17 protein-coding genes are annotated in these 26,466 nt (G+C 41.9%); 8 read left to right on the top strand and 9 right to left on the bottom strand.

Going from position 1 to position 26,466, the window contains the following annotated elements:
• Positions 1 to 2: 2 nt before the first annotated feature.
• Together map and ACNORC_RS05680 are read left to right on the top strand one after the other, a co-directional pair.
• Positions 3 to 821: a type I methionyl aminopeptidase gene (gene map / locus ACNORC_RS05685; protein ID WP_418334656.1), complete on the top strand. Its 819-nt coding sequence runs from the start codon at positions 3 to 5 to the stop codon at positions 819 to 821.
• Positions 822 to 853: 32 nt separating this feature from the next.
• The gene (locus tag ACNORC_RS05680; RefSeq protein ID WP_418335379.1) at positions 854 to 1,618 is read left to right on the top strand and encodes a class I SAM-dependent methyltransferase; all 765 of its coding nucleotides are present in this window, start codon (positions 854 to 856) and stop codon (positions 1,616 to 1,618) included.
• A gap of 260 nt (positions 1,619 to 1,878) precedes the next feature.
• Here the strand turns inward: ACNORC_RS05680 and ACNORC_RS05675 are convergent, their stop codons facing one another.
• From ACNORC_RS05675 to ACNORC_RS05640, 8 genes are all read right to left on the bottom strand, one after another.
• Positions 1,879 to 2,820 (bottom strand): FAD:protein FMN transferase, encoded by a 942-nt coding sequence (locus ACNORC_RS05675; RefSeq protein WP_418334655.1) that lies wholly within the window; start codon positions 2,818 to 2,820, stop codon positions 1,879 to 1,881.
• A gap of 52 nt (positions 2,821 to 2,872) precedes the next feature.
• Positions 2,873 to 3,229 carry a DUF8840 domain-containing protein gene (locus ACNORC_RS05670; protein WP_418334654.1) on the bottom strand — a complete coding sequence of 119 codons (357 nt, stop codon included), beginning with the start codon at positions 3,227 to 3,229 and terminating at the stop codon, positions 2,873 to 2,875.
• Positions 3,230 to 3,320: 91 nt separating this feature from the next.
• Complete coding sequence (nqrF, locus tag ACNORC_RS05665) at positions 3,321 to 4,610, bottom strand: NADH:ubiquinone reductase (Na(+)-transporting) subunit F (RefSeq protein ID WP_418334653.1); 1,290 nt, start codon at positions 4,608 to 4,610, stop codon at positions 3,321 to 3,323.
• A 10-nt stretch (positions 4,611 to 4,620) separates the two neighbouring features.
• Positions 4,621 to 5,235, bottom strand: coding sequence for an NADH:ubiquinone reductase (Na(+)-transporting) subunit E (gene nqrE / locus ACNORC_RS05660; protein WP_418334652.1), 615 nt, complete (start codon positions 5,233 to 5,235; stop codon positions 4,621 to 4,623).
• 24 nt (positions 5,236 to 5,259) lie between these two features.
• Positions 5,260 to 6,018, bottom strand: coding sequence for an NADH:ubiquinone reductase (Na(+)-transporting) subunit D (locus ACNORC_RS05655; RefSeq protein WP_418334651.1), 759 nt, complete (start codon positions 6,016 to 6,018; stop codon positions 5,260 to 5,262).
• Positions 6,019 to 6,023: 5 nt separating this feature from the next.
• Positions 6,024 to 6,764 carry a Na(+)-translocating NADH-quinone reductase subunit C gene (locus ACNORC_RS05650; RefSeq protein WP_418334650.1) on the bottom strand — a complete coding sequence of 247 codons (741 nt, stop codon included), beginning with the start codon at positions 6,762 to 6,764 and terminating at the stop codon, positions 6,024 to 6,026.
• A 2-nt stretch (positions 6,765 to 6,766) separates the two neighbouring features.
• The gene (locus ACNORC_RS05645; protein WP_418334649.1) at positions 6,767 to 7,951 is read right to left on the bottom strand and encodes an NADH:ubiquinone reductase (Na(+)-transporting) subunit B; all 1,185 of its coding nucleotides are present in this window, start codon (positions 7,949 to 7,951) and stop codon (positions 6,767 to 6,769) included.
• Between the two features lie 10 nt (positions 7,952 to 7,961).
• Positions 7,962 to 9,305 carry a Na(+)-translocating NADH-quinone reductase subunit A gene (locus tag ACNORC_RS05640; protein ID WP_418334648.1) on the bottom strand — a complete coding sequence of 448 codons (1,344 nt, stop codon included), beginning with the start codon at positions 9,303 to 9,305 and terminating at the stop codon, positions 7,962 to 7,964.
• 160 nt (positions 9,306 to 9,465) lie between these two features.
• On the opposite strand from ACNORC_RS05640, the gene ACNORC_RS05635 reads away from it, so the two are divergent.
• Genes ACNORC_RS05635 through apaG form a run of 3 tightly spaced genes read left to right on the top strand, consistent with a single transcriptional unit; the run spans position 9,466 to position 12,241 of the window.
• Positions 9,466 to 10,719 (top strand): type IX secretion system plug protein, encoded by a 1,254-nt coding sequence (locus tag ACNORC_RS05635; RefSeq protein ID WP_418334647.1) that lies wholly within the window; start codon positions 9,466 to 9,468, stop codon positions 10,717 to 10,719.
• Between the two features lie 28 nt (positions 10,720 to 10,747).
• Positions 10,748 to 11,851, top strand: coding sequence for a DUF3667 domain-containing protein (locus ACNORC_RS05630; RefSeq protein WP_418334646.1), 1,104 nt, complete (start codon positions 10,748 to 10,750; stop codon positions 11,849 to 11,851).
• 3 nt (positions 11,852 to 11,854) lie between these two features.
• Entirely contained in the window at positions 11,855 to 12,241 is a 387-nt protein-coding gene (gene apaG / locus ACNORC_RS05625) for a Co2+/Mg2+ efflux facilitator ApaG/CorD (protein WP_418334645.1), read from the top strand.
• On the opposite strand, the gene ACNORC_RS05620 is transcribed toward apaG, so the two are convergent.
• Positions 12,233 to 12,964, bottom strand: coding sequence for an NRDE family protein (locus ACNORC_RS05620; RefSeq protein ID WP_418334644.1), 732 nt, complete (start codon positions 12,962 to 12,964; stop codon positions 12,233 to 12,235). The genes apaG and ACNORC_RS05620 overlap by 9 nt on opposite strands.
• A 137-nt stretch (positions 12,965 to 13,101) precedes the next feature.
• On the opposite strand from ACNORC_RS05620, the gene pruA reads away from it, so the two are divergent.
• The 3 genes from pruA to ACNORC_RS05605 all read left to right on the top strand — a co-directional run.
• A complete protein-coding gene (gene pruA, locus ACNORC_RS05615; protein ID WP_418334643.1) occupies positions 13,102 to 14,727 on the top strand; it encodes an L-glutamate gamma-semialdehyde dehydrogenase in 1,626 nt (541 codons plus the stop codon).
• A gap of 313 nt (positions 14,728 to 15,040) precedes the next feature.
• Positions 15,041 to 24,982, top strand: a complete 9,942-nt coding sequence (locus ACNORC_RS05610; protein ID WP_418334641.1) for a DUF8693 domain-containing protein — start codon at positions 15,041 to 15,043, stop codon at positions 24,980 to 24,982.
• 195 nt (positions 24,983 to 25,177) lie between these two features.
• On the top strand, positions 25,178 to 26,466 hold a 1,289-nt coding region (locus ACNORC_RS05605; RefSeq protein WP_418334640.1), incomplete at its 3' end, for an HYR domain-containing protein.

Here is a 26,466-nt window from a genome sequence, read left to right as displayed (position 1 = left end):
TCATGATCATACCCAAGAGCAGAGAAGAAATTGAACTTTTAAGGGAAAGTGCGTTAATCGTTTCCAGGACACTGGGAATGCTGGCTTCGGAAGTAAAACCGGGAGTGACTACGCTTCACCTGGATAAACTTGCTGAAACCTTTATTCGCGATCACGGTGCAGAACCCGGCTTCTTAGGAATGTATGATTTTCCAAATTCCCTTTGCATGAGTCCGAATGCACAGGTGGTTCACGGAATTCCGAATGACGAACCTTTAAAGGAAGGCGATATTATCTCGATTGACTGCGGAGCTCTGAAAAATGGATTTTATGGAGACCATGCTTACACTTTTGCTATTGGAGAAATAGACCCTGAAACAGAAAAGTTGCTAAGGGTTACAAAAGAATCGCTCTATTTAGGAATTAGAGAGTTCAAGGCCGGAAACCGGGTAGGTGATGTTGGATTTGCTATTCAGCAGTACGCCGAAAAACATGGGTTTGGAGTGGTAAGAGAACTGGTTGGTCACGGATTGGGAGAAAAAATGCACGAGGATCCCGAAATGCCGAACTACGGAAAAAGAGGCCGCGGTAAGAAATTCATCGAAGGTATGGTTGTGGCGATCGAACCCATGATCAATGCCGGTACTCACCGCATCAAACAATTGAAGGACGGCTGGACTATCCTCACGGCCGACAATAAACCGAGCGCTCACTTTGAGCACGATGTGGCTCTCATAGACGGAAAACCCGAGCTACTATCAACTTTCCACTATATTTATGAAGCCCTTGGCATCCAAAGCGATGAAGAGGACGAGTTCAGAGCTCATAAAATGGAATTTTAGATCCCGGGCATCCGAAGGAGTCTTCTACTATGATCAAAAAACTTTTTAAATTCTTTCTAAACCGGGTACCGAGACCATTATTGATTAGGTTGAGCTACCTGGCGAGGCCTTTTCTTTTGATCAGTTTGCGGGGTGATAATTATACGGATCCAATTGACGGAAAATCATTCAGAAAGTTCCTTCCCTACGGCTATGAGAATCAACGGGAGAATGTGCTTTCGCCCTCTACCCTTTCTTTGGAGCGTCACCGTCTTTTATGGCTTTACCTGAAGGAACACACCAATTTCTTTACCGCGCCGCATAAGGTTTTACATTTTGCTCCGGAACAAGCTTTTTACAAGCGATTCCGGAAGCTTGAAAACCTCGATTACACCACGACTGACCTTGAGTCGCCTTTAGCTGATGTGAAAGCCGATATTTGCGATCTGCCTTTCGAAGACAACAGTTTTGATTTTATTCTCTGTAATCATGTGCTGGAACATATCCCCGATGATGAGAAAGCGATGCAGGAATTATTCCGGATCCTGACTCCCGGCGGAACAGCTATTCTTCAAATTCCACAGGATCTAAACAGGGAAGGAACCTTTGAAGACGACAGCATCACAGATCCAAAAGAGCGGGCTAAGATCTTTGGCCAGTACGATCATGTGCGGGTTTACGGAAGAGATTATTTTGATAAACTGAGAAGCATCGGTTTCAAAGTGGAAGAAGTTGATCTTACCTCAAAGATGGATTCCGGCCTGGTGGATCGTTACAGGCTCGCTAAGGGAGAAATTATTCCGGTGGCGAAAAAATAGTTAATCGAAGATTGGTTAATTGGGGATTGGATAATTGGGGATTGGTTAATTCGGAATTCGTTAACTCGTTAATTCGTTAATAGTAAATGATCCAAAAAAGGAGTTCCAAAAATGACATTTTTAAGACTCTATTTATTCCTTGATCTAAGCAGAGATTCTTCACTTCGCCAGGCTTCGTTCAGAATGACAAACTGATGAGAAGAATGCTATAAAGTATTTTTTCAGAGTCTCTTTTCTATGCTCTTTATTCTCTATTCTGATTAGAGATCTACAAGCACTTCTTTAAAACCTTCGGTAGAAAATTTGCCCATGCTGCCGTCTTCTTTAGCGTAAATTAGAAAAGCATCAACATCTTCAAGTTTTTGAAGCAGCTCTCTGGATGCTTCAAATCCCATGGCCATAAAGGCAGTTGCGTACGCATCAGCCAGCGCGCAATTTTCAGCGAGCACTGAAGCGCTGAGCACATCACTCTTTTCTCCATGCCCTGTCAACGGATTGACGGTATGGACGTACATTCTTCCGGTTTCAGGATCCAACCTGTTCTTTCGGTAATTACCGGAAGTAGCCATAGCACGATTAATAAGTTTGACTCCGGCAGTGAGACTGCGTTCCCCTTCAGCCTGTTCGGGATCATCGATCCCAACCAGCCACGGAGCAGTTTTTTCAAGATTCTCCCCTTTTGCCAAAAGCTCTCCGCCTAATTCTACAAGGTAATTCTGTACATCTTGGGTGTCGAGGTAATGGCCGATAAGATCTACGGTGTAGCCCTTTGCAATGGCATTGAAATCAAGATACACTTCCGGCGAAGTTTTATTTACTATTCCTTCGGAAGAGATCTGTATTTTCTCAATCCCAACATACTGCATCAAAGAATCAATCTTGCTGCTATCGATCTCTTTTAAACCTTTTTCCGGTCCAAAACCATAGAAATTCACCAGGTTACCCACTGTGGGATCAAAGTATCCATTACTTTCACGATTCACCTGCTGCGAAAGCCTGAAGACATTTCGGAAAAGTGAATCCACCTGCACTTCTTCTCCGCGGTTGAGACGAGAAATATCAGAGGTTTCCCGGTAAGTGCTCATCGATTGATTTACCCTCTCAAAAATGGAATCCAGGGCAGGTTCTAATTCCACATCGCCAAAATAAGTGATGTGATAAGTTGTTCCAAGCGCCTCCCCTGCCACTTTCCTTGTCGGCAATTCAGAATTGCAGGATAGAAAAGAAATGGAAAGAAAAAAAAGTAAGAGGAAGTTATATTTCCTGAAGTCCGTCATAGTTAACCACATAATCTTCGGAAGAATTTACCGGAAGTTCATAATCTTTTGAGTTGGCCAGTCCTACACCTGCATAATAGGTAATAGCGTCGAACTTCTTTGCGTGCTGTTTAATGGTTTCCAGAAAGATCATATCCACTTCTTTTGGATCATGAGGATACTCGATCGCCCTTACGATCACGAAATGGATCTTCTTATTTTTCAGCACCACAAACTGAGGGTCTTTCTTGAATTCACTGTTAACCCCGAGAAATTCGAAGCCCTGTTCTTCAAGTTCTTTTCCCACGATATTCATCGCGAGATTGTGCAATTCCTGTTCAGACAGATCAGCCATGGGGCAAAGGTACGGTTAATAGAGGTTTCAAAAAAGGCAAAAAAAACAGCCATCTTTCGATGGCTGTTTTTCAATATTTATGAGAGGTTTCCTATCCTCCAAAGTCGTCAAAACGAACATTCTCTGGTGGCACACCGAAATCTTCGGCCATTTTCTCCACCGCTTTGTTCATCAACGGAGGTCCACAGAAATAGAATTCAATTTCTTCAGGCTCTTCGTGGTGTTTCAGGTAGTTGTCAATTACCACCTGGTGAATGAATCCAACGAATCCATCTCCTTCTCCGTCCAATCCATCTTTAACTTTCCAGTTGTCTTCTTCCAAAGGTTCAGAAAGTGCTATATAGAACTTAAAGTTCGGGAAATCTTTTTCCAAAGCTCTAAAGTGCTCAGTATAGAACAACTCACGCTTAGAACGTCCACCGTACCAGTAAGTAACTTTTCTACCCGTTTTCAAAGTTCTGAAAAGGTGGTATAAGTGAGAACGCATTGGAGCCATTCCGGCACCACCACCCACGTATAACATTTCAGAATCACTAGGGTTGATAAAGAATTCACCATAAGGTCCTGAAATAGTTACTTTATCACCTTTCTTTTTGCTAAAGATATAGGAGGATGCGATTCCAGGGTTTACAGTCATCCAGTCATTCTTTGCTCTATCCCATGGTGGGGTAGCAACACGAACGTTCAGCATGATCCTTCTTCCTTCCGCAGGATAAGAAGCCATAGAGTAGGCTCTTTCCACTACCTCAGGGTTTTTCATTACAAGAGGCCACAGGTTAAATTTATCCCACTCCAGTTTGAACTTATCAGGTTCTCCCGGGTGTTCCTCAGGGTGCGCGGTGATATCCATATCTTCATACTTCACTTCACACTTAGGGATCTCGATCTGGATATATCCTCCGGCTTTATAGTCCATATCCTCAGGAATCTCAACTACGAATTCCTTAATAAATGATGCCACGTTATAGTTACTTACTACAGTAGCTTCCCATTTTTTGATGCCGAATACTTCTTCCGGAATCTGGATCTTCATATCCTGCTTTACTTTCACCTGGCAACCAAGACGCCATCCCTGTGCAATCTCTTTTCGTGTAAAGTGAGGCTCCTCTGTAGGAAGGATGGTACCTCCACCTTCAGAAACAATACATTTACACTGGATACAGGTTCCACCACCACCACACGCAGAAGGCAGGAACAATTTGTTCTCTCCCAGCGTGGACAAAAGGGTTCCTCCTGAACCTACTTCAAGATCTTTTTCTCCGTTCACATTAATTTTAACGGGGCCCGATGGGATCAATTTGGCCTTTGCTGTCAAAAGAATGACGACCAATAGTAAGATTAATACTAAAAATACTACTACACTTGCTATAATTACTTCCATTTCTTTCTCTCTATAGTTTGATTCCCATAAAACTCATGAACCCAAGGGCCATTAATCCGGTTATAATAAATGTAATACCAAGCCCTTTTAGCGGAGCCGGCACATTGGAATAAGCGATCTTTTCACGGATAGCAGCGATTCCAAGAATAGCCAGGAACCATCCTATACCACTTCCTAATCCATAGGTTACAGATTCTCCAATACCCGCAAAATCCTTCTGTTGCATGAACAAAGATCCTCCCAGGATAGCACAGTTAACTGCGATCAACGGAAGGAAAATTCCCAACGCTCCGTATAGAGCCGGTGCGAATTTCTCTACGATCATTTCCACAAGTTGAACCATGGCCGCGATCACCGCGATGAACATGATGAAACTAAGGAAACTGAGGTCAATGGTTGCGTAATCTTCTCCCAACCAGGCTAAAGCTCCCGGTCTTAAAAGATAGTTATCAAGTAAAAAGTTGATAGGTACTGTAATACTTAGTACGAAGATCACCGCAGCTCCTAATCCGACTGCTGTCTTTACAGTTTTAGATACTGCAAGGTAAGAGCACATTCCAAGGAAATAGGCAAATACCATATTCTCAATGAAGATACTCCTTACGAATAAATTTATATAATCCATAGTTGAATTTTTTGCTGTTCTAGATTAGGCTTCAATTAATTTACGGTTCCTTGAGCGCTGTACCCAAATGATAATCCCAACTACAATAAGAGCCATTGGAGACAGCAACATCAATCCGTTATTTTCATATCCAAGAGCATATAGTCCTGTAGATTCTGCAAGAGTAGCTCCTTTATGTCCCAGTACCTCGTATCCGAATAATTTTCCGGCTCCAAGCAACTCCCTGAAGAACGCTACAATGATAAGGATCAAACCATATCCCGCAGCATTTCCAATTCCGTCAAGGAAAGACTTGTAAACTCCGTTACCCAATGCGAATGCTTCCAGACGTCCCATTACGATACAGTTGGTAATGATAAGACCAATGAATACCGACAACTGTTTACTTACATCGTATGCATAAGCTCTCAAGACCTGGTCCACCAAAGCTACCAGAGAGGCAACCACTACTAACTGTACGATGATACGAATACGGTTAGGGATCATATTTCTAAGCGACGAAATGATCATGTTACTAAAAGCCATTACCGCCATTACAGCTATAGCCATTACGATAGCCGGTTCCAGCTGTACGGTGATGGCTAATGCCGAACAGATTCCAAGTACCTGCACGGTTATTGGGTTGTCATCATCTAACGGATCTGTAAGAAGCTTTCTATTTGCTTTAGAAAGAAAATGCTCTTTTTCTTCAGAATCTGAAAGAAAAAGTACCATCGCTTTCTTCTTTTCTTCTTTTGAAACCTCAGCAGACTGCTCAGGTGTATTTTTTATTTCCTGTGCCATAATTCCTAATTATTTGCAACTTTAATATCTGTTTTACTCTTGAAATAAGGCAGATAGTGATTAAGTCTTTCAGAGATCATGTCAGAAACACCGTCACCTGTGATTGTCGCTCCGGAAATCGCATCTACTTTATTATCATCTTTGGAAGTACTGGCATTACCCTTCACTACAGATACACCAACCAATTCTCCATTATCATCAAAGATCTTCTCATCATCAAATCTATGACGGAACCACTCCTGAGTGATCTCTGCACCAAGACCCGGAGTTTCCCCGACGTGATCAAATACAGCACCTTTGATAGTGTTCACGTCATCCTTAAGAGCAATGTACCCGAAAATGGCATTCCAAAGTCCGGCTCCTCTTAATGGAACAATGTAATAAGCCTTTCCTTCCACATCTGCAATGTATAATGGAAAGTTTTGCTCATTTGCAGGCTTTTTAAGTTCCTTGGCAAGATCCACGTCAAAAGCGTTCACACCCTCCTTAACTTTACCTTCATTGTCAAGAACCACCTGCTCAGTAATATACTGGTCAAAAAGTTCCTTTGCTCCTTCACGATCTGTTTCAACTCCAACCGTAGCAAGGATATTCTGCATTTTTTCCTTTCGCATATTCTCATACTGCTTTGGCTGTAAAGACGTAGCGGCAAATGCCAGGACTACCCCAACTATCACCACCATAACGATGGAGAATATAAAGGTGTAAGAGTTGGAATTCGTTTTATTTACTGTTTTCTCTTCCATAACTAAACTACAGTTTCAACTTGTTGGTTAATACCTGCTTTCTTTCTTTTCAATCTGCGTTTGATGTTGCCCTGGATCACATAGTGATCAATAGTTGGAGCAAAAACGTTCATAAGAAGAATGGCTAACATCACTCCTTCCGGATAAGCAGGGTTGAAAACACGGATCATAATGGAGAAGAATCCAATAAGGAATCCATAGATCCATTTTCCTTTATATGTCTGTGCCGCCGATACAGGATCTGTAGCCATATATACAATCCCGAACATAAGACCACCTACCAACAGGTGTTGGTACCAGGGGAAGTTTGTTAATTCATTTCCTGCAATTCCCAGTGAAGGAAGCGCATTAAAGATCAATCCCATTACAATAGCTCCAATAACAGCGCTCACCATAATTCTCCAGCTTCCAACCTTAGTAAAGATCAGGAACAAGGCTCCTAAAAGAATGAGGGCCGCCGAAGTTTCTGAAACAGACCCCGGGATGATTCCCATGAACATATCCATTGCGCTGTATTCTACGTTTTGTCCTGCAGCTAAACTTCCCAGGATGGTCTCTCCTGAAACTCCGTCTACTTCCGCAGCATTCATCACCCACACGCTGTTACCAGACATATAAGTTGGATAAGCGAAGAATGCGAAAGCCCTGGCAGTCAAAGCCGGGTTAAGAATATTCATTCCGGTTCCACCGAAAGCTTCTTTCCCGATAACAACTGCAAAGACAACAGAAATAGCAAGCATCCATAACGGAAGTCCCACCGGCATGATCATAGGGATCAGTAATCCGGTAACGAGATAACCTTCGTTCACCTCATGTCCTCTAAAAATTGCAAATGCGAATTCGATTCCCAGACCAACCGCATAAGAAACCACGATCATTGGAAGTATCTCCAGGGCTCCATAACCAAAAGCTTCCCAGAAATCAACCTCCGGCTGCACCTGTCTCAGGTATTGATAACCTGTATTCCACATACTAAACAGAAGTACAGGGATTAGGGCGATCACTACGGTGATCATTACCCTTTTCAAATCTACCGCATCACGCACATGCGCACCTTTGCGGGTAGTGTGATTAGGGGTAAATAAAAAAGTATCTATTGCATTAAATGCAGGCGAATACTTTTCCAATTTCTTCCCTTTAGCAAAGGGTTCTTTGAATTTATCTAATTTTTGTCTAATCCATTCCATAGTAAACAGTTTATCCAACTTCTGTGATCATTAAGTCCAACCCTAATCTAATTATTTCCTGAGCTTCAATTTTTGAAGTATTCACGTAATCTACCAGTGCAAAATCTTCCGGAGCCACTTCGTAGATCCCGAGATTTTCCATTTTCTCGATGTCTCCCGACATACATGCTTTAAGCAATTGCATCGGGTAAATATCCATAGGCATTACTTCTTCCATTTCGCCGGTCACTACCAAAGCTCTTTCTTCCCCGTGAAGGTTCGTATTGACCTCATACTTTTTCTTCGGAAACAACCACGTCAAAGAAGTACGGGAATTTGAAGGAATATTATTGTAAGTAAATGGCATCCAACCAAACATTCTGTACTTGTTCCCTTCAGGGATCAAAGTCAGTTCATTTGGATAGAACCCGATGTACTGCCCATTATTAAGCTTTTGGCCGGTCAACACATCACCTGAAATGATACGCACGTCATTATCATTAACCTCTCCAATAAGATCGGTAACATTGGCGCCTATCTTGGTACGGAAGTATTTACGGTCTTTAGCCTCAGTTCCGGCAACTGCAATGGTGCGCACGGCATTGAACTTTCCGGTAAGGAAAAGCTCACCAATAGTAGCTACATCTTCAGGATTAACAGTCCAAACCCTCTCTCCAATATTGATTGGATCGATGTGATGGATCTGTACCCCTACGTTCGCTGCAGGATGTGGTCCAGAAACTTTATGCATTTCCACATTTTTGAGTCCGCTGAACAAACTGCTGTCCTTAGCCACAGAAACGTGTACTTTTCCAGAAGTTAATTTCCCAAGAGCATTAAGTCCAGCCTGGAAAGCATCCATTCTGTCCTTCAGAATGAATTCCACATCGGCAGACAATGGCGCAGTGTTCATGGCTGAAACAAAGATAGCTTTTGGGTTATCCTTTGGATCTGCAATAATATCGTAAGGTCGCTGATTGATGAAAGCCCAGGCTCCACTGTTCAGCATTTTTTCCTTTACCGCGTTAGCATCAGCTGAAACGGGATCAAGAGTACCAAAATCACGATACGTATCGGTTGCATCAGCTTCGATAACAACTTCCATGATACGGCGTTTTTCGCCTCGCTTAACTTCTTTTAGAGTACCGCTAACGGGAGAAGTAAATCTCACGGACTCAGCATATTTTGAGAAGAACAGTTCATCTCCGGCCTGTACTTTAGCACCTTCTTTTACTACCATTTTCGGCACAACCGAATGAAAGTCCGGTGGTTTTACAGCAAAGGTTTTCGAGCGGGGTGCATCGACCATAGTCTTCTCTGCCTCCCCTTTAAGTCGTAGAGTTAGCCCTCTTTTAATTCTAATGTCGTTTGACATAGGATGGAGTGTTAAATTTCATTTAAAATCGTGCAAATTTATGCATTTTCGACCCACACTTCCCAATTAAAAATCAATTAATTTCCCTCTGTTCCCTGTTAAAATGCCCAAATTCTGACGGTAATCAGTTTTTGAGTATCTTTAGAATTTATTTGGGCACATGAAGACATTTTTCACTATCCTATTCTCCCTTTTTCTTTTTCAGCATACCCTCCCGGCACAGGTCGCGGTGGAAGTGCCACCACCAAATTATATTCGCACAGTGATCTTTAATGATGGTTCCGGTTACAGCCAGGTGCCTATCATTCAACTTGGGCAGTCCATTAACCTTGAATTTGATGACATAATCGGCGACGAAGCCAACTACTATTATAGTATCGAGCATTTTAATTATGACTGGACGCCTTCTCAACTGGTGAAATCTGAATACCTGGAAGGCTTTGACAACGTGAGGATCAATGATTACCGAAATTCATACAACACATTACAGCTATATTCCCACTACAACCTTCAAATTCCTAATGAAGACACCAGAGGGCTTAAAGTAACGGGGAATTATATGCTCTCCATTTATAATGAGAACAAGGAAGTTGTCTTTTCCCGCAAGTTCATGATCTACCAACCTCTCACCCAGGTACGCGTCGAGGTAAAGAAATCCAGAGAGGTAAAACTTATTCACAGCAAACAAGTGGTGAATTTTGAAGTGAGCTCTCAGGAATTCATCATCAGGAATCCAGAAGAGTCTGTTTGGGCTGTCATCCTTCAGAATAATAATTTAAAGACCGGCATATACAATGTCAAACCTCAATACAATATTGGAAATACCCTCATCTACAAATACGACCAGTTAACCTCTTTTTGGGCAGGCAATGAATATCTCAATTTTGACAGCAAAGATCTTCGTGCTGCCACTGTAAAAATTAGGTCCATTGACGTGGAAGACCTTTACCATCATTATTTGTTCCAGGACCACATTAGAGCTTTCGATCCGTACACTTACAATCCCGATATCAACGGAAATTTTGTGGTGAGAACCATGCAGGGAAGCGACCCAACCATTGAGGCCGGCTACGTATGGGTTCATTTCGGCCTACGAACCTATGAACCTCTTGAAGATGGTGACGTATATCTCTACGGTAGGTTCAACAATTATGAGCTGGATGAAAGCACTAAACTCACCTATAATCCGGGCACCGGCGCCTACGAGACCGCAAGGCTGTTCAAGCAGGGCTATTACGATTATAAATATGTGTTTCTTCGGAATGATGGAATACTGGATGAAGGTTTCATCAGCGGAAACTTTGTCAATACAGAAAACGATTATACTGTCCTCATATATTATCTTCCGCCTGGAGGAAGGTATACCCGCATTATTGGGGTAGGCAATGCCTCATCGCTGAATATCTCAAATTAATATATATTTGGATTGTTAATTGGCAGCAATGAGCAAAGAGAACAATCTCCTTCCCGGCCCAAGGATCATAAAAGAGAGGCATAAATTAAAATACCGGAGTACCGAATGTCTTAACTGTCATCATCCTCTGGATATTAGCGACACGTATTGTCCCAACTGCAGCCAGTTGAACAGTACGAAAAAACTCGCATTCAACGATTTCTTCAATGAGTTCTTTGCCGGAATATTTGCTTATGATTCCCGAGTTTATCGCACCCTTGGAGTCCTACTTTTCAAACCCGGAAAGATCTCGAAGGATTATATAGAAGGGAAAAGAGTACGTTATGCCAATCCCTATAGATTCTACCTTAGCGCTTCTATCCTCTTCTTCCTGGCCTGGAGTTTAACCCACGATTTTGATGACACTTTTGAAGTTCCTTCAGAAACTGACATCCCCAGGGAAGAACAGGTTAAGATGACAGATTCTATTCTCGCAGCTGAAGGAATTGAACGACCTGATGTGGGTGTGATATTACCTTTAACCGATACCACTAAAGTAAAAGACATATATATTTCCGAAGAAGCTATAGACACGATGGGCTATTGGACAGGAATAGGGAAAAAATTGAACCTGTTCAACAAGTTTTATGAAGAAACCGAAATTAAAAGTCCAGACAGGGCACTGGACAGTCTTAAATATACCAACACCACCTCAAACCACTGGCTCTACAAGAAGACTGTGGATGCTAACAGGTTTACTTCAGAACCGGGACTGTTCTATGACTATTTCATCAGTAAACTTCCGTTCATCATCTTTTTCTATTTACCGGTCTTTGCCCTTTTTATATGGCTGCTTTATATCAGGAGGCCCTTCACCTATATGGAGCACCTCATCTTTACCTTCCACAATCAGACTACCTGGTTTGTGCTCTACGGAATCTCAATTAATCTGGATTCTATTCTCGAAACCAATGCCGTGACGGGAATTACTACGCTTGTATTCTTGTTTTATCTGTATAAAGCCTTCCGAAGATTTTACGGACAAGGGAGAGTTAAAACACTGGTAAAGTTTATTATTATCAATATAATATTCTTTATTTTAGCAATCATTGCAGCCATATTTTCTGTCGTGGCATCTTTCGCAATATATTAGGAGATGATACAACAAGTAACCAGAGGGATAAAGATCTCAATAGAGACCAATTTCGAAGGGACCTTTTACAAAAATTACAGGGTCCATTTCGCCTTTGGCTATAAGGTAACTATTGAAAATCAGAGCAAAGATTCTGTGCAGCTCACCTCCCGCTTCTGGAAGATCAAGGATGCACTTAATAGAACAGAGATCGTAGAAGGCGAGGGTGTGATCGGTAAGAAACCGGTGCTGAAACCCGGCGAATCTCACACCTACAAGAGCGGCTGTCTGCTCACCTCTCCTTTTGGAGCAATGAGCGGTTTCTACAGCATGATCAATTTCACTTCTACCAGGAAATTCCGCGTTGCGATCCCATCCTTCAAACTGAGCGCACCTTTCGCTTTAAATTAGTTCCTCAAGAGTATCTGAAAATATCATTTTTGACACCTCTTCTGTGGTAAGATCCCTGTAGTAAAAGCTGGTTTTATCTTCGGAATGAACTATCTGTGAAATACTTTGTGTCTTTACAAAGCCACGGTCCATTATTACATCTACGTTCTTGTCACCGATCCCTGCCGAAGAATGAAAAGAAAGTAAGCTTTCGGGAGTAACAACACCACTATCCCTGAACTGCTGAAACCATTTCTCTCTCAGGTTTTTCATCTCTTCGGAATACAAGGGTGAAGACGACCAAATATGTTCCTGTAATGGCAATTCCCGAAAGTGTTTTTGTTTTCCATCCCAAACCATTTTCTGAAACCTGAGTTGCTCTTTCCACTCTACCATAATGATAGTGAACGGTTCCACCTTGTGAAGGTCATATTCTTCCGCAGCAAGATCATAATCGGGAGTAGCCAAAAGATCCTTTACCACCACTCCCCGACTCAACCTGTACGGCGGAGTGCGCATATGTTTTACGAATCCGCCGTTGAGCAGACAAACGAGCCGCTGCTGCTCACTCACTCCCAACCAGGTGCCTCCGGCCACTTCGTCTTTCGGAAAGACCATTTTCACCCCTTGTTCCTCACACACTTTTGGCGGTAGGGTCTTTCTTCCGGGAGCTTCATCCCGGTTAGAGGTCAGAACAAAGCCTTTAATATCGGCTTTTTGAGGAGTTAAAGTTACTGTGCACATTTTATGAAAATAATAAGAAACAGTCTATTAAACGCGAATAATTATATAAAGTTCAATAAATTTTAGGGGATCCAAAATTCTTTTAATTTATTTACCTTTACGAACCATTTAGTAAAATCCAAAACAAGTATAAAATTATGGGAAAAGGAGTATTTCAGGTACCTGAAGCCATTAATGAACCTATAAAGTCATATGCTCCGGGAACTCCGGAAAGAGAAGCAGTTCTCAAAGCATATAAGGAATTATATAACTCAAAGGTTGAGGTGCCCCTGTATATAGGAGGCGAAGAGATCAAGACCGGAGATACGGCACCAATGAACCCTCCTCATGATCATCAGCATCATTTGGGAGATTACCACAAAGCTTCAAAGGAACATGTTGAAAAAGCTATTTCTACTGCTCTTGAAGCCCGGGAGAAATGGGCTAACCTGGAGTGGGAACAAAGAGCTGCCGTTTTTCTTAAAGCCGCTGATCTAATTGCCGGACCTTATCGCTACAAGATCAACGCTGCCACTATGATTGGTCAGTCAAAGAACATTTTTCAGGCAGAGATCGATTCGGCTTGCGAGCTTATTGACTTCCTGCGTTTCAACGTGGAGTATATGAGCCGTATCTATGAAGAGCAACCGGAATCAAGTGCGGGTGCATGGAATAGATTAGAATACCGGCCTCTGGAAGGATTTGTTTATGCAGTAACGCCTTTCAACTTTACAGCCATTGCAGGAAACCTGCCTTCAGCACCGGCCTTAATGGGAAATGTTGCAGTTTGGAAACCGAGTGATTCTCAGGTGTACTCTGCACAAGTGATCATGGAAGTATTCAAGGAAGCCGGACTTCCTGACGGAGTGATCAACATGGTCATGGGAGATCCAAAAATGATCTCAGACGTTGTTCTTTCTAACCGCGATTTCGCAGGTATCCACTTCACAGGAAGCACTACTGTTTTCAAGAGCCTTTGGAAACAAATAGGTGAAAACATCCACAACTACAGGTCTTACCCAAGAATTGTTGGAGAAACAGGAGGTAAGGATTTCATCCTTGCTCATCCAAGTGCTAAACCAAAGCAAGTGTCTACTGCCATTTCCAGAGGTGCATTTGAGTTCCAGGGACAAAAATGTAGTGCTGCGTCAAGGGTGTATATCCCAAAGAGCATGTGGGAGGAAGTGAAAAAATATGTGGTAGAAGATGTGAAGTCCTTCAAAATGGGCTCTCCTGAAGATATGAGCAACTTTATTACTGCTGTGATCCATGAAGCTTCATTTGATAAACTTGCGAAGTATATTGATGCGGCCAAAGAGGATAATGATGCAGAAATAGTAGTTGGTGGTAATTATGATAAATCAAAAGGATATTTTATCGAACCTACCGTGATCCTTACCTCTAATCCAAAATACAGTACTATGTGTACAGAACTTTTTGGACCTGTGGTTACCGTTTATCTCTACGAAGATGATCAATGGAGTGAAACCTTGAAACTGGTTGATGATTCTGAATATGCGCTTACCGGAGCCATTCTTTCTCAGGACAGATATGCGGCTGCGGAAGCTACCATAGCGTTACAGAATGCTGCCGGAAATTTCTATATCAACGATAAACCAACAGGTGCTGTTGTGGGACAACAGCCATTTGGAGGTGCCAGAGGTAGTGGAACCAATGATAAGGCAGGATCTATTCTGAACCTTTATCGATGGGTTTCCCCAAGAACAATTAAAGAGACCTTTGTAACTCCTACAGATTATCGCTATCCATTTTTAGGAGAATAATCTGTTGTTAATTTTTCTCAAAGCCGCCTCTTTCGGGCGGCTTTTTTATTGAGATCTTTTGCTAATTTCCCGTTACTTCTTAAAATCCTGTAAATTTTTTAACATATCTTCTCAAAATTTTACAGTAAAATTCTGACATACAAAATGTTAATTTTACTTAAAATTCTTATAATACTGGTTTTTAGTCGGTTAGACCGCACCTTTCACCGATTCCGTATTTTTTTACCATAAATAAGCTTTAAATTAGATCGTTAAATGTCTCCTTACCAGAGCATTACACTCCCCTACAGTTTAAAATCTAAACGCGGTCACTATGGTAAAAAAACTACTTTCTATAAAAGTTGCGATTTTTTGGCTCTTTACCCTAGCGTCTATTGGGGGGTATGGGCAATGTCCTTCTTCCGTTTCTATATCAGTCAATCCTGGAAATAATATTTGTGAAGGAACTCCAGTTAATTTCACTGCTACACCTAATGGTGGTACAAATCTTTCCTTTCAATGGCAGGTTAATGACTTGGATGTGGCCACCGGCACATCTTTTCCGAGCTCAACCCTTAGTAATGGGGATAAAGTCAAAGTTATTGTCACCTCTTCTGATGACGTGACCTGTTCTACTGTGAGTAGTACTATAACAATGACTGTAAATTCCAATAAGACACCTACAGTAAACATTTCATCTTCTCCTTCTTTAAAATGTATCGGGGAATCAGTCACGTTTACAGCAACAAATACAAATGGAGGAAACAATCCTCAATATGCATGGTATGTAAATTCAGAATCAAGTCCTTCTCAAACATCCGGTTCAAATACTTTTTCAATAGCAAGTCTTCCAGCCGGTGCCAATAGTGTTCGGGTAGTTTTGACCAGCAGCCTTACCTGTGTTACTTCTCAAACTGCTGAGGCTACAGCTAACATAACCATTACAGACGATGCTAGTATTAGTGCTCCTGGAAATAAAGATCAAAGTGGCCTCTGTCTCAATTCTGCTATAGATCCAATTACTTTTTCTATAGAGGGTAGTGGCAATGGAGCAACAGTAACCGGCTTGCCGCCCGGGGTTAGTGGTAGCTATAGCAGTGGAAATTTCACAATTAGTGGCGCATCAACTTCTTCGGGATCATTCACATATACAGTTACAGCTACCGGACCTTGTGGTTCGGCGACAGAATCAGGTACTCTCACTGTGCTTAAAGATGCAACCATAAACCTTTCTTCTGGTAACAATTCCCAGGACGTTTGCCAGGATGAGGCCATAGCAAATATTACCTACGATATCGGGGAAACAGGCACAGAAGCAAGCGTAACTGGATTACCCAGTGGTATTTCAGGAAATTTCTCCGGTGGGGTTTATACTATTAGCGGCTCCAGTTCCCTGGTGGGTTCCTTTCCTTACACCATTACTGCAACAGGAACTTGTGGCAACTCAGAATCTTTGAATGGTACTATTATTATTAGTGAAAATCTTGAGCCTTCGGTAAGTATTAGTTCTTCAGATACTGATAATAACATTTGTGCAGGAACCGAGGTGACTTTTACTGCTACACCAGTGAATGGCGGCAGCAATCCTTCCTATCAATGGCAAATAGATGGTTCGAATGCAGGAACCGACAGTCCGACTTTTACCACAAATTCATTGACAGATGGTCAAATAGTTACGGTAATAATGATCTCCGATGCAACCTGCTTAAGCCAACCATCTGCTACCAGTAATGAAATTACTACTACTGTTAATCCTAATCTTACACCTCAAGTTACCGTTAGTCCTAGTGATTCGGATATTTGTGATGGTGACAGTATCACATTTACTGCCGAACCAACTAATGGGGGAACAGCACCTTCTTATCAGTGGAAGCTTGATGGCAACAACGTAGGAACCAATAGCCCTACCTTTACTACAAGTAATTTAAGTGCAGGACAAAATGTTACAGTGGTGCTTACTTCTAACGAAACCTGCCTGTCAACTACAACCGCCACGAGCGACCCGGTAAGTGTCACTGTCAACCCTAATCTTACACCAGAGGTAAGCATAACTTCGAACGATTCCAACAATATTATTTGCGCAGGATCCTCAATTACCTTTACAGCTACTTCGGTAAATGAAGGTGCAAACCCTTCTTATCAGTGGTATGTGGACGGTAATCCGGAAGGATCTGGCGGAGCTTCCTTTACGACCAGTAGCTTGTCAAATGGTCAAACTGTAAAAGTGATAATGACATCAGACGAAGAGTGTCTGGCTGTCCCAACTGCAGAAAGTAATGAAATTAGTATCCAGGTAGATTCTTCGGTTATTGGAATAACACCGGCCTTCGACACGTCTGATCCCACAATAAATTCAACTGCAGTTTGTCCAGTGGTTTCCGGATTAAAATATAGAGTTCAGGATATTCCCGGTGCAACTTCCTATAACTGGACCTTTCCCTCTGGCTGGAATATAACCAATGGGGCAGGAACTAATGAGGTTACAGTTACTGCAACTGCTAGCGCGCAAACCGGCCCAATTTCTGTCACTGCTACTAACGAATGTGGAAACTCAAATACTTTTACATCTGACGAGATAACAACGGGAACAGTAGTTTACGTTAATGCAGGACCCGATCAAACAGTCTGCAAAGGAACAACTCAAATCACCCTTGCCGGCGAAATAGGTGGTGTTATTACAAAACACCAGGATTGGGACTGGAGTGCAAGTGTTTCAGGAGGAAGTTTTTCCAATGGAGGTAATAGCTTAAATGGCACCTACACCCTACCTTCTTCTATCGCCAACAGTGGTGGAACAATAATTATAAAAATTACTTCTATTGATCCAGCGGGACCTTGTGATCCAAAAGAAGATGAAATGATCATTACGGTCTTGAAAAATGCAACTATATCCACTCCATCTAACAAAGATCAGACAGTTTGTGTCAATACTCCTATCAGTAATATCGCTTTTACTATTACAGATGCGGGTACGGGAGCTACAGTCACAGGATTGCCGGCTGGTTTAAATGGAAATTATAACTCGGGAATTTTTACTATTTCAGGTACACCTACAGAATCTGGAAACTTCACCTATACAGTCAACAGTACCGGAAACTGCTCTACACAGCAGACAGCCATAACAGGCACTATCACTGTCAACGAAGATCAAAAATTTACGAATGATCCTACTAATAAGTCCCAGGAGATCTGTATTAATACTGCAATCGATGATATAACATTTACTACGAACACGACGGTAACTAATGTTTCTGTTACCGGACTACCTGCAGGATTGACCGGAAATTATTCCGCAGGTAATTTCGTTATTAGTGGTACTGCGACAGAAGCTGGAAGCTTTGACTACGTTCTCACTACATCAGGTGATTGTGTAAGTACAACACAGAACGGAAACATCACCGTAAAACCGGATCCAACTATTGATACTCCTGTCAATATGGACCAGGAATTATGTATCAACACCGCAATAGCTGATATTCAATTCAACCTCACCTCCCCAGCAACAGATGCCGAGGTAAATGGTCTACCAGAGGGCGTAAACGGAAGTTTTAACAACAGTGTGTTTACAATTAGCGGTACACCTACCGAGGCAGGTACTTTTGACTACACTGTTACTTCAATAAGTGATTGCGAGGAGGTTTCAAGAAGCGGACAAATTATAGTAAAACCGGATCCCACAGCAGAAATTCAATACCCCAATGATCTTTGCGAATCTCAGATAGGGAATGTAACAGTTACCTTAACCGGAACCGGTGCCTATGAAGGAGGAAATTACTACTCAAGTCCTGAAGGTTTAAGCCTAAACACAGATACAGGAGAAATTACCCCTGGGGCCAGTACCCCTGGGACATATACTGTTTTTTATGATACTCCGGAAGGGTGCAAAACTGCAACAGCAACAACAACTGTTATCATAAACGAGTTACCCTCTGTAGATATAAGTTATACCGGACCATTTTGTAATTCAGATGCAACTGAATATTCGGTAAGTTTTGCCAACGGAATTGGAGCTTATACAGGTGGAACTTTTTCCTCCACTCCCGGAGGCCTGGATATAGACCCCACCACAGGTAGTATTAATCCAAAAACCAGCAGTCCAAGCACAAACCCTTATACTGTATTTTATACCATTCCCGCCTCCTTAGGCTGTGATCCTGTTACAGTTCAGACGGAAGTTACCATTACACAGCTACCTCAGGTTTCCATTAATTACACCACACCTTTGTGTACTGCTGATCCTAACTCCTATACAGTAAATTACTCAAGCATTGCCGGTGATTATTTGGGTGGGGAATTTACAGCAACCGAAGGGCTGGTAATAGATTCAGAGGGAACCATCGACCCGGCAAATAGCACACCTGGAATTCACACAATCACATATACCAAAGACAATAATGCTGATGGTTGTGAGGCTGTTCAGGTAACTACACAGGTAGAAATATTTGAAAAGGTTCAAATCACTACTCAGCCTGTAAATTATGGAACCTGTTCCAGCAATCCTGCTTCTTTTGAAGTAATTGCTACAGGAGATAACCTTACTTACCAATGGTATAAAAAAGATTCGGGCGGAAACTTTGTTCAAATTAATGGAGAAACTAACTCTATATTATCATTTAACAACGCTACTTCAGCAAATGCAGGAGAGTACCAGGTAGTGGTAAGTAGCACAAATCCGGTTTGCGCTTCAGAAACTTCCAATATCGTCACTTTAAATATTGATGAAGACATAATAATTACAAAACCAGTAGAGGATATCACCATATGTGAAGATGATTATCAAAGTTTGACTTTTGAATATGAAGCAAATGCCAAAGGGGCACCGCTGACATTCCAGTGGATCAAAGACGGCAATCCAATTTATCCCAGCCAGGGAAAATATGTGATGACAGAAACTGGCCCCACAGGCGCTGATGGTGTTTACAGTGGCAAACTGACTATAGAAAATATTAATATCAACGATGACGGAGTTTACGCTGTTGAAATTGATGGTCCAGATTATTTCACCTGTGCTGCAGCCACTTCTAAAACTTTTACATTTCGGGTAAATCCCAGGCCCGGGGCACCTGAAACCTCTCCGGTTGAATATTGTCTGGGAGAAACTCCCGAACCACTAACAGCTATTAAAGACAGCGAGGACAACGAGCTTCTATGGTATAGTTATGACGACACCGCTCAGGAATACGTTTTACTGGGTAACTCTTATACTCCCACAACCGATACGCCTGGCACATTCTCTTATTGGGTGACTCAAAAACAACCTAATGAATGTGAAAGTGACCCTGAAGAACTTATAGTAACAATTTATGACAAACCTGATCCAGTTGCTGCTGAAACCATCGAGTTTAAATATTGCTACAATGAAACCGTAAGTAATCCTTTATCAGTCGATCCCATTGAAGGTGCAACTATTAACTGGTACGATGCTGTTGACGCTACTACCGTTCTGGGATCTGCCCCTGTTCCTAATACTAGTGAAGTGAAAGTTACTTCTTATTGGGTCAGTCAAACTCTTACAAGTACCGGTTGTGAAAGCGAAAGGACGAAAGTAGACATTACTATTAATCCGCTACCAGAGATTGATATTAGTATAGCTTCAGGTTATTCCTCCGAAATCTGTCTTAATACGGAAACCAGATTAATTGCTTCTGGAGCCACTACATACATCTGGAGTTTGGACGGGAATGACGTTGGAACAGGCAATGAGCTTACCGTAACCGGAGACTCTGTGGGAACATTTGAATATTCGGTCACCGGAACAGATGACAATGGATGTGTCAATACAGATGTTATAAGTATTTATGTGGAAGAACCTTCAGATGGCGGTGTAACTTCCGGACCAGCCTCAGTGTGTATTACTCAAAATTATGGAACCATTACACTGACAGGTAAAAATGGAGAAATCCAGAGGTGGGAAAGTTCAACAGACGGTAGCAACTGGACTTCAATTGCACAAACTTCTGAGACCTTAGATTTTCAGGATCTTCCATCAACAACAATTTTTAGGGCTGTAGTGAAAAACGGTGTTTGTGATGAAGCTTATTCAACAGAATTAAGTATTGATGTGGATCCTGAACCTGTAGCAGGTCAAATTTTATTCAATGGAAATGACAGGGTCTTTACAATGTGTGAATTTCCAACAGAAGATTATGTAGTTCCTCTTCAAACAGTAGGAAGTTATGTAGGTGAGATCGTTTCATGGCAGTATAGAAGAAACTCAGATACAGAATGGAGAACCGTGCTCGACGGTTCCGCACCATATACCGGTAATACTCTGGAGGGATCCCAGGTTATGGCAGCTAGTTCTAACGAATCGACACTTTTTAGAGTGGAGGTCCAAAGTGGCGCATGTTCACCTAATGTCTATTCAGAATATGCAACATTAAGTGTCATCCCATCAGATATTGCACCTTCTCCCGTAAGTGTACTACCTCCAGAGATCTGTTTCGGAGATTATGTAACTCTCAGTTCCAGCACAGGGTATGGAGGCTATGGAACTTTTTTAGGAGGGGCCTTCGACAATTCTTCCATTGCAAACCACGGGTGGAGAGTAATGAGATATGGTGAAGGTAATGATGGAACAGAATATACATTTGAATCTGCTGCCGACAATACCAGGCCTGATCGTTGGATGAGAACAACTCCAAAAGAGTTTGAAATGGCCAATACCTCTACCGGTTCAGGAATTATTGACCAGTTATTTGATTCCTGCTCCTGTGATGAAGGAAATAAAGGTTTTGCAATAGTATCAGGTAACAACCCTTCAACTCTCGAAACTCCGATTTTCAACTTATATGCGACTGATGATCCGGTATTGACCTTCGATCAGGCTTATAATTTGACTGACGGAGATATTATTAGAGTTGAAATATCTTTAGATGGTGGACAGACCTATACAGAAGCTCCTTTAATGGAAATTATTGGACCGGAACACAGTGATAATTATGAAAAGTTTGGAGATGATGGACTCGGTGAACCAAACAATATGGCCATAGACCTAAGTAAATATGCTGGCTTAGGAAACTTGAGAATCAGATGGCTTTACGATGGAACAACCGGTGGAATCTATACAATCGACGATATAGGACTTCCTGAAGACCCTCAGAATGTTCAACTGGTTTGGTACTATGATGACGATCTAAATGACCCAAATAATCCGCTAGTGCAGATTGGGGAAGTGAACCAGAGTGTAGTCCAGTATACCCCCGAAAAAATTGGATGGAACTATTTTGAGGTCCAAACTGCGCTGGTTTTTGACACCAATGGAGACCCTTGTGAAAGTGTCGAAAATAAAGCACTTGCACAGGTTTATGTATTCGACACATATTCCACTACAGCTACCGCAAACGTTGGAAGTTGTGGTAGTTCAGAAGTTCCGTTATCAGGAACTTTAACAGGCGGGCAACAGGGTGAAATAACTGAATTCCCATTGGATGACCAATCAACAGTGGCCTGGACGGTGATATCAGGTCCTGATGGATACACTTTTTCTGAGGATCACTTTGCAACCACAGGAACCGGTCCGGCAATCGAAGATCCAAATGCAACTTTCACACCTCCTATTGAGGGAGAATACACTTTGAGTTGGACGATTACTCCCGACGAGAGAAACACCTGTCCCGTTAATAACGGTGAAGTAACTTTTTACTTTGCAGACTGCACTACCCTGGACTTTGACGGAGATGATGATTATATTGACCTCGGAAATAATTACAATGGCAGCTATTTTATTGAAACATGGATTAGACCATTTGACAGGCCACTTGAGGATGAATCGGGTACTACAGATGCATCAACGGGGGTTATTTTTAGTAGCTCGGGATTTGAGCTCAAAATGGAAAACCTTCCGGCAGAAATAAAAAAGAACACCAGATGGTATCATATTGCGGTTTCTAATAATGGTGACCTGTGGGTAGATGGAATCCCTTCCGGAAAAATAGTCACAACCGGGTCTGGAATTAACAATACGAGCATTGGGGCGAGATATAATGCCAGTACAAAAACAACTTCTAATCATTTTTCGGGCTGGATAGAAGAATTGAGGATCTGGAATAAAGTTCTCACTGATGAACAGATAAGATTCATGATGAATCAAAGATTAAAATTAGATGCTTCCGGAACAGTTGTGACACCTTTGCAGGGTGAAGTGGTGCCTAATCTGGCCATCCAGGATGGAGGATTGAGTAGTTACCATACAGATGGAACTTATAATCTTGATCAAAATGACCTTCCATTTTATAATCTTTCAACAAGTGATTTGGCAGGATATTACAGGCTAATTTCTAAAAACCCAGATCCTGCAGGTTTAATTTCATTTGATGTTGGCTTAATGCCGTCTAACGGTTTCACTCCAGACCATTCAAGTAGTAAAAATAGCAAAGTGCCGGGAAGGCTCTATAATATTACCACCAACCAGGAAAACACCTCTCCTACTCCTTATTTTTCAGGAAACGATGGAGATTGGGAACTGGTGAACACATGGGCACGACCTAATGTATGGGATTTCCCTAATAGTACTGGAGTTAATGGTGATCCTATTGACTGGAATATTGCAAGGACCAGCCATAATATTACTTCAGGAGATAAGAACATAACAATGCTCGGATTACATTCTGAATCAGGACTTTTAACCATTGAAGCAGATCATCCTATCAGAATTACTCATTATCTGAAATTGGATGGAAATATTGATCTTGTAGGCGAATCTCAACTTTTACAGGATCATGGTAGTATACTAGACAACACAAGTGCCGGATGGTTGGAAAGAGATCAGCAGGGAACTCAAAGGAGCTTTAATTACAATTATTGGAGCTCACCTGTAGCAATTCAGGGGGCGAATAATAATTCGGGTTACACTGTTGGAGATATCCTGAAAAATCCAAATGGCACGATTGACTTTATTGACAACCCTTACGCAGCTGACCCCACAGGCTTAAATCCTACAAACATAATAGTAAGTAGCTATTGGCTCTGGACCTATTTCCCTGATGCTGCTGATATATATGCTAATTGGGATTACGTAGGATCTGATGGAGCCCTTAATGCTGCGGAAGGCTTCACTATGAAAGGAACCTCAGGTGCAGCCGCTATAAGTGATCGCCAAAATTATGCTTTCAAGGGAAAACCAAACAACGGGGATATTCTTTCTTCTACAATGGGAACAAATCAAAATTACCTTGTTGGAAACCCTTATCCTTCTGCAATTGATTCCCAAAAGTTCATGGATGAGAACCAAGGTAAATTTAACGGTGCTTTATATTTCTGGAGCCATTTTGCCGGACAGACCCATGTTTTGGAACAGTACATAGGAGGTTATGCAGTTAGGAATTATCTGGACGGAATTGAAGCTGTCTCTACAGATTGGAGGATCGATGATTCCGGAAACACCGACAATAAAATACCCGGCCAGTTTATTCCTGTTGCGCAAGGATTTTTCTTGAATACAGTTCCCATTTTATCAACTGATCCTCAGACTTACGGAACTGTTCAATTCAGAAACACCCAAAGAGTCTATGAGATAGAAGGAGGAAGCACTTCCATTTTCTTCTCTCAAGAAAGGAAAAGGGCAGAATTAAAGAAAACCCAGGAAACAGGGTTTAAAAAGATCTGGTTAAAATTCCGTTCCCCAATAGGGTATCATCGTCAAATTTTAGTAGGCGCAGTTCCTCAGGCTGGAGACGGATTTGATTGGGGTTATGATGCTCCTCTTATTGAAGACAACGCAGAAGATATGTACTGGTATTTTATTGACCAGAAATTCGTTATCCAGGCGGTGAGCGATTTTAACCCCGAGCGGGAACTGCAAATGGGGGTGAAAATTCAGAAACCTGGTACTTTGACAATTGAATTAGATAAGCTGGAAAATATTCCGGCTGACATGAATATTTTCATTAAGGACAGTCTGCATCAAATTGTCCACAATCTTAGAGATGGCCCATATGAGACCACTTCAGAAGAAGGAACTTTTACTAACAGATTCAAACTTGCCTTCCAGGATGATACCGTAATTGAACCGGAACCCGAACCAGAACTGGAAGAAGGGCCATTCGAGGTACTTTATATTACTGGCACCAGAGAGATTCTAATCAGGAACCCTCAGTTGATTGGAGTAGACAAAGTATACCTTAACAATGCACTTGGGCAACAAGTCCATATGTATTATGATATTCCTGTTGAAAAAGAAATCCGTCTACCGGTCAATAGATTTGCTTCGGGCATGTATATTGTAAAAGTACATTCCGAAGAAGGAATAGTTACTAAAAAGGTAATTCTGGAATAGAAATCAGAAATTAACAATAGGAAAAGCCGCTTTAATGAGCGGCTTTTCCTTTTAAAATGAAAATTTTCCTGTAGGAATCTTCTTTCAATATTATGCATTTTATCCTCAAAAATTGCATTTAAACGTTTAAAATTACCTTAAAATGAGACACATATAGTTTTTTTTCCTACTTTTGATCCATATCAAACGGGTCATATGGGTAAAAAAACTACCTCTGTTTTTCTTATTGGCTTTCTTTTAGTGCTGAATTCAGCCCTGGCCAGCTATTGGAAAAATTTCAGTCCAACTACCTATTCCTTTCCGGCTTTAGATCAAAAAAAGTCTACTGCATGGGAGGAATCTCCTTTTGGTATTTTTTCTTTTAGCCTTTTGGATGAAGAATGGGGTGCAACTGTAATTGCTGCCAATGATATATCGAAAAACACTGATGAAGGTTATTGCCTCTCCAGTATTGATATTCCAGATGCCTCTTATACCGGCACAAACCTTAACTGGGTCATGACCGGCGCCACATCAGGTTCAGGTAGTGGCCAGGTAGGCTCTCAAGACTTCAACAAAGGAGTGACAACAATTACCTATACCGCATCTGATGGATCCAGCACAGCTGAAGATGTCATGCAGATAACGGTGACAGATAACGAGAATCCTAAAATCACCCTTGGAAGTGACATTTCCAGAGATACAGATTCAGGACAGTGTACCGCCTCTATTGCTATTCCTAATGCAACTTTCAGTGATAACTGTTCCGGGGAAACTTTGAGCTGGACCATGAGCGGGGCCACTACAGATTCCGGAAGCAATCAGGTAGGCACCAAAACCTTTAACAAGGGACAGACCACCATTACCTATAAAGTAACCGATGCGGCCGGTAATTTCATTACGAAAGATCTTAGTATTACGGTTACTGATACCGAGAATCCTGAAATTACCCTGGGAAGTGACATTTCCAGAGATACAGATTCAGGACAGTGTACCGCCTCTATTGCTATTCCTAATGCAACTTTCAGTGATAACTGTTCCGGGGAGACTTTGAGCTGGACCATGAGCGGGGCCACTACAGCTTCAGGAAGCAATCAGGTTGGCACCAAAACCTTTAACATCGGAACCACCACTATCAACTACACCGTGACCGATGCGACAAACAACACCGTTACTGGGTCCATTGATGTGGTAGTCTCCGACAATGAAGATCCAAAAATTACCCTGGGAAGTGACATTTCCAGAGATACAGACAACGGGCAGTGTACCGCAGCTATCGCTATTCCAAATGCCGGTTTCGATGACAACTGTTCCGGAAGCAGCCTTAGCTGGACCATGAGCGGAGCTACTTCAGGTTCCGGAAGCAGCCAGGTAGGCACCAAAACCTTTAACATCGGAACCACCACTATCAACTACACAGTGACCGATGCGGCAAACAATACTGTTACAGGTTCTATTGACGTTGTGGTCTCCGATAATGAAAATCCAAAAATTACCCTGGGAAG

The organism is Salinimicrobium soli, from assembly GCF_048323655.1.
In the GTDB taxonomy this organism is placed as follows: domain Bacteria; phylum Bacteroidota; class Bacteroidia; order Flavobacteriales; family Flavobacteriaceae; genus Salinimicrobium; species Salinimicrobium soli.
Note: the sequence above shows the minus strand (reverse complement) of the source record. Positions and strands in the feature narration are given on the sequence as shown.

Coding starts and splice junctions, on each gene's coding strand:
- ACNORC_RS05635 (WP_418334647.1), top strand. CDS start 9,466: ATGAAGACATTTTTCACTATCCTATTCTCCCTTTTTCTTTTTCAGCAT.
- ACNORC_RS05620 (WP_418334644.1), bottom strand. CDS start 12,964: ATGTGCACAGTAACTTTAACTCCTCAAAAAGCCGATATTAAAGGCTTT.
- ACNORC_RS05670 (WP_418334654.1), bottom strand. CDS start 3,229: ATGGCTGATCTGTCTGAACAGGAATTGCACAATCTCGCGATGAATATC.
- nqrF (WP_418334653.1), bottom strand. CDS start 4,610: ATGGAAGTAATTATAGCAAGTGTAGTAGTATTTTTAGTATTAATCTTA.
- nqrE (WP_418334652.1), bottom strand. CDS start 5,235: ATGGATTATATAAATTTATTCGTAAGGAGTATCTTCATTGAGAATATG.
- pruA (WP_418334643.1), top strand. CDS start 13,102: ATGGGAAAAGGAGTATTTCAGGTACCTGAAGCCATTAATGAACCTATA.
- ACNORC_RS05640 (WP_418334648.1), bottom strand. CDS start 9,305: ATGTCAAACGACATTAGAATTAAAAGAGGGCTAACTCTACGACTTAAA.
- ACNORC_RS05650 (WP_418334650.1), bottom strand. CDS start 6,764: ATGGAAGAGAAAACAGTAAATAAAACGAATTCCAACTCTTACACCTTT.
- ACNORC_RS05630 (WP_418334646.1), top strand. CDS start 10,748: ATGAGCAAAGAGAACAATCTCCTTCCCGGCCCAAGGATCATAAAAGAG.
- map (WP_418334656.1), top strand. CDS start 3: ATGATCATACCCAAGAGCAGAGAAGAAATTGAACTTTTAAGGGAAAGT.
- ACNORC_RS05655 (WP_418334651.1), bottom strand. CDS start 6,018: ATGGCACAGGAAATAAAAAATACACCTGAGCAGTCTGCTGAGGTTTCA.
- ACNORC_RS05645 (WP_418334649.1), bottom strand. CDS start 7,951: ATGGAATGGATTAGACAAAAATTAGATAAATTCAAAGAACCCTTTGCT.
- ACNORC_RS05610 (WP_418334641.1), top strand. CDS start 15,041: ATGGTAAAAAAACTACTTTCTATAAAAGTTGCGATTTTTTGGCTCTTT.
- apaG (WP_418334645.1), top strand. CDS start 11,855: ATGATACAACAAGTAACCAGAGGGATAAAGATCTCAATAGAGACCAAT.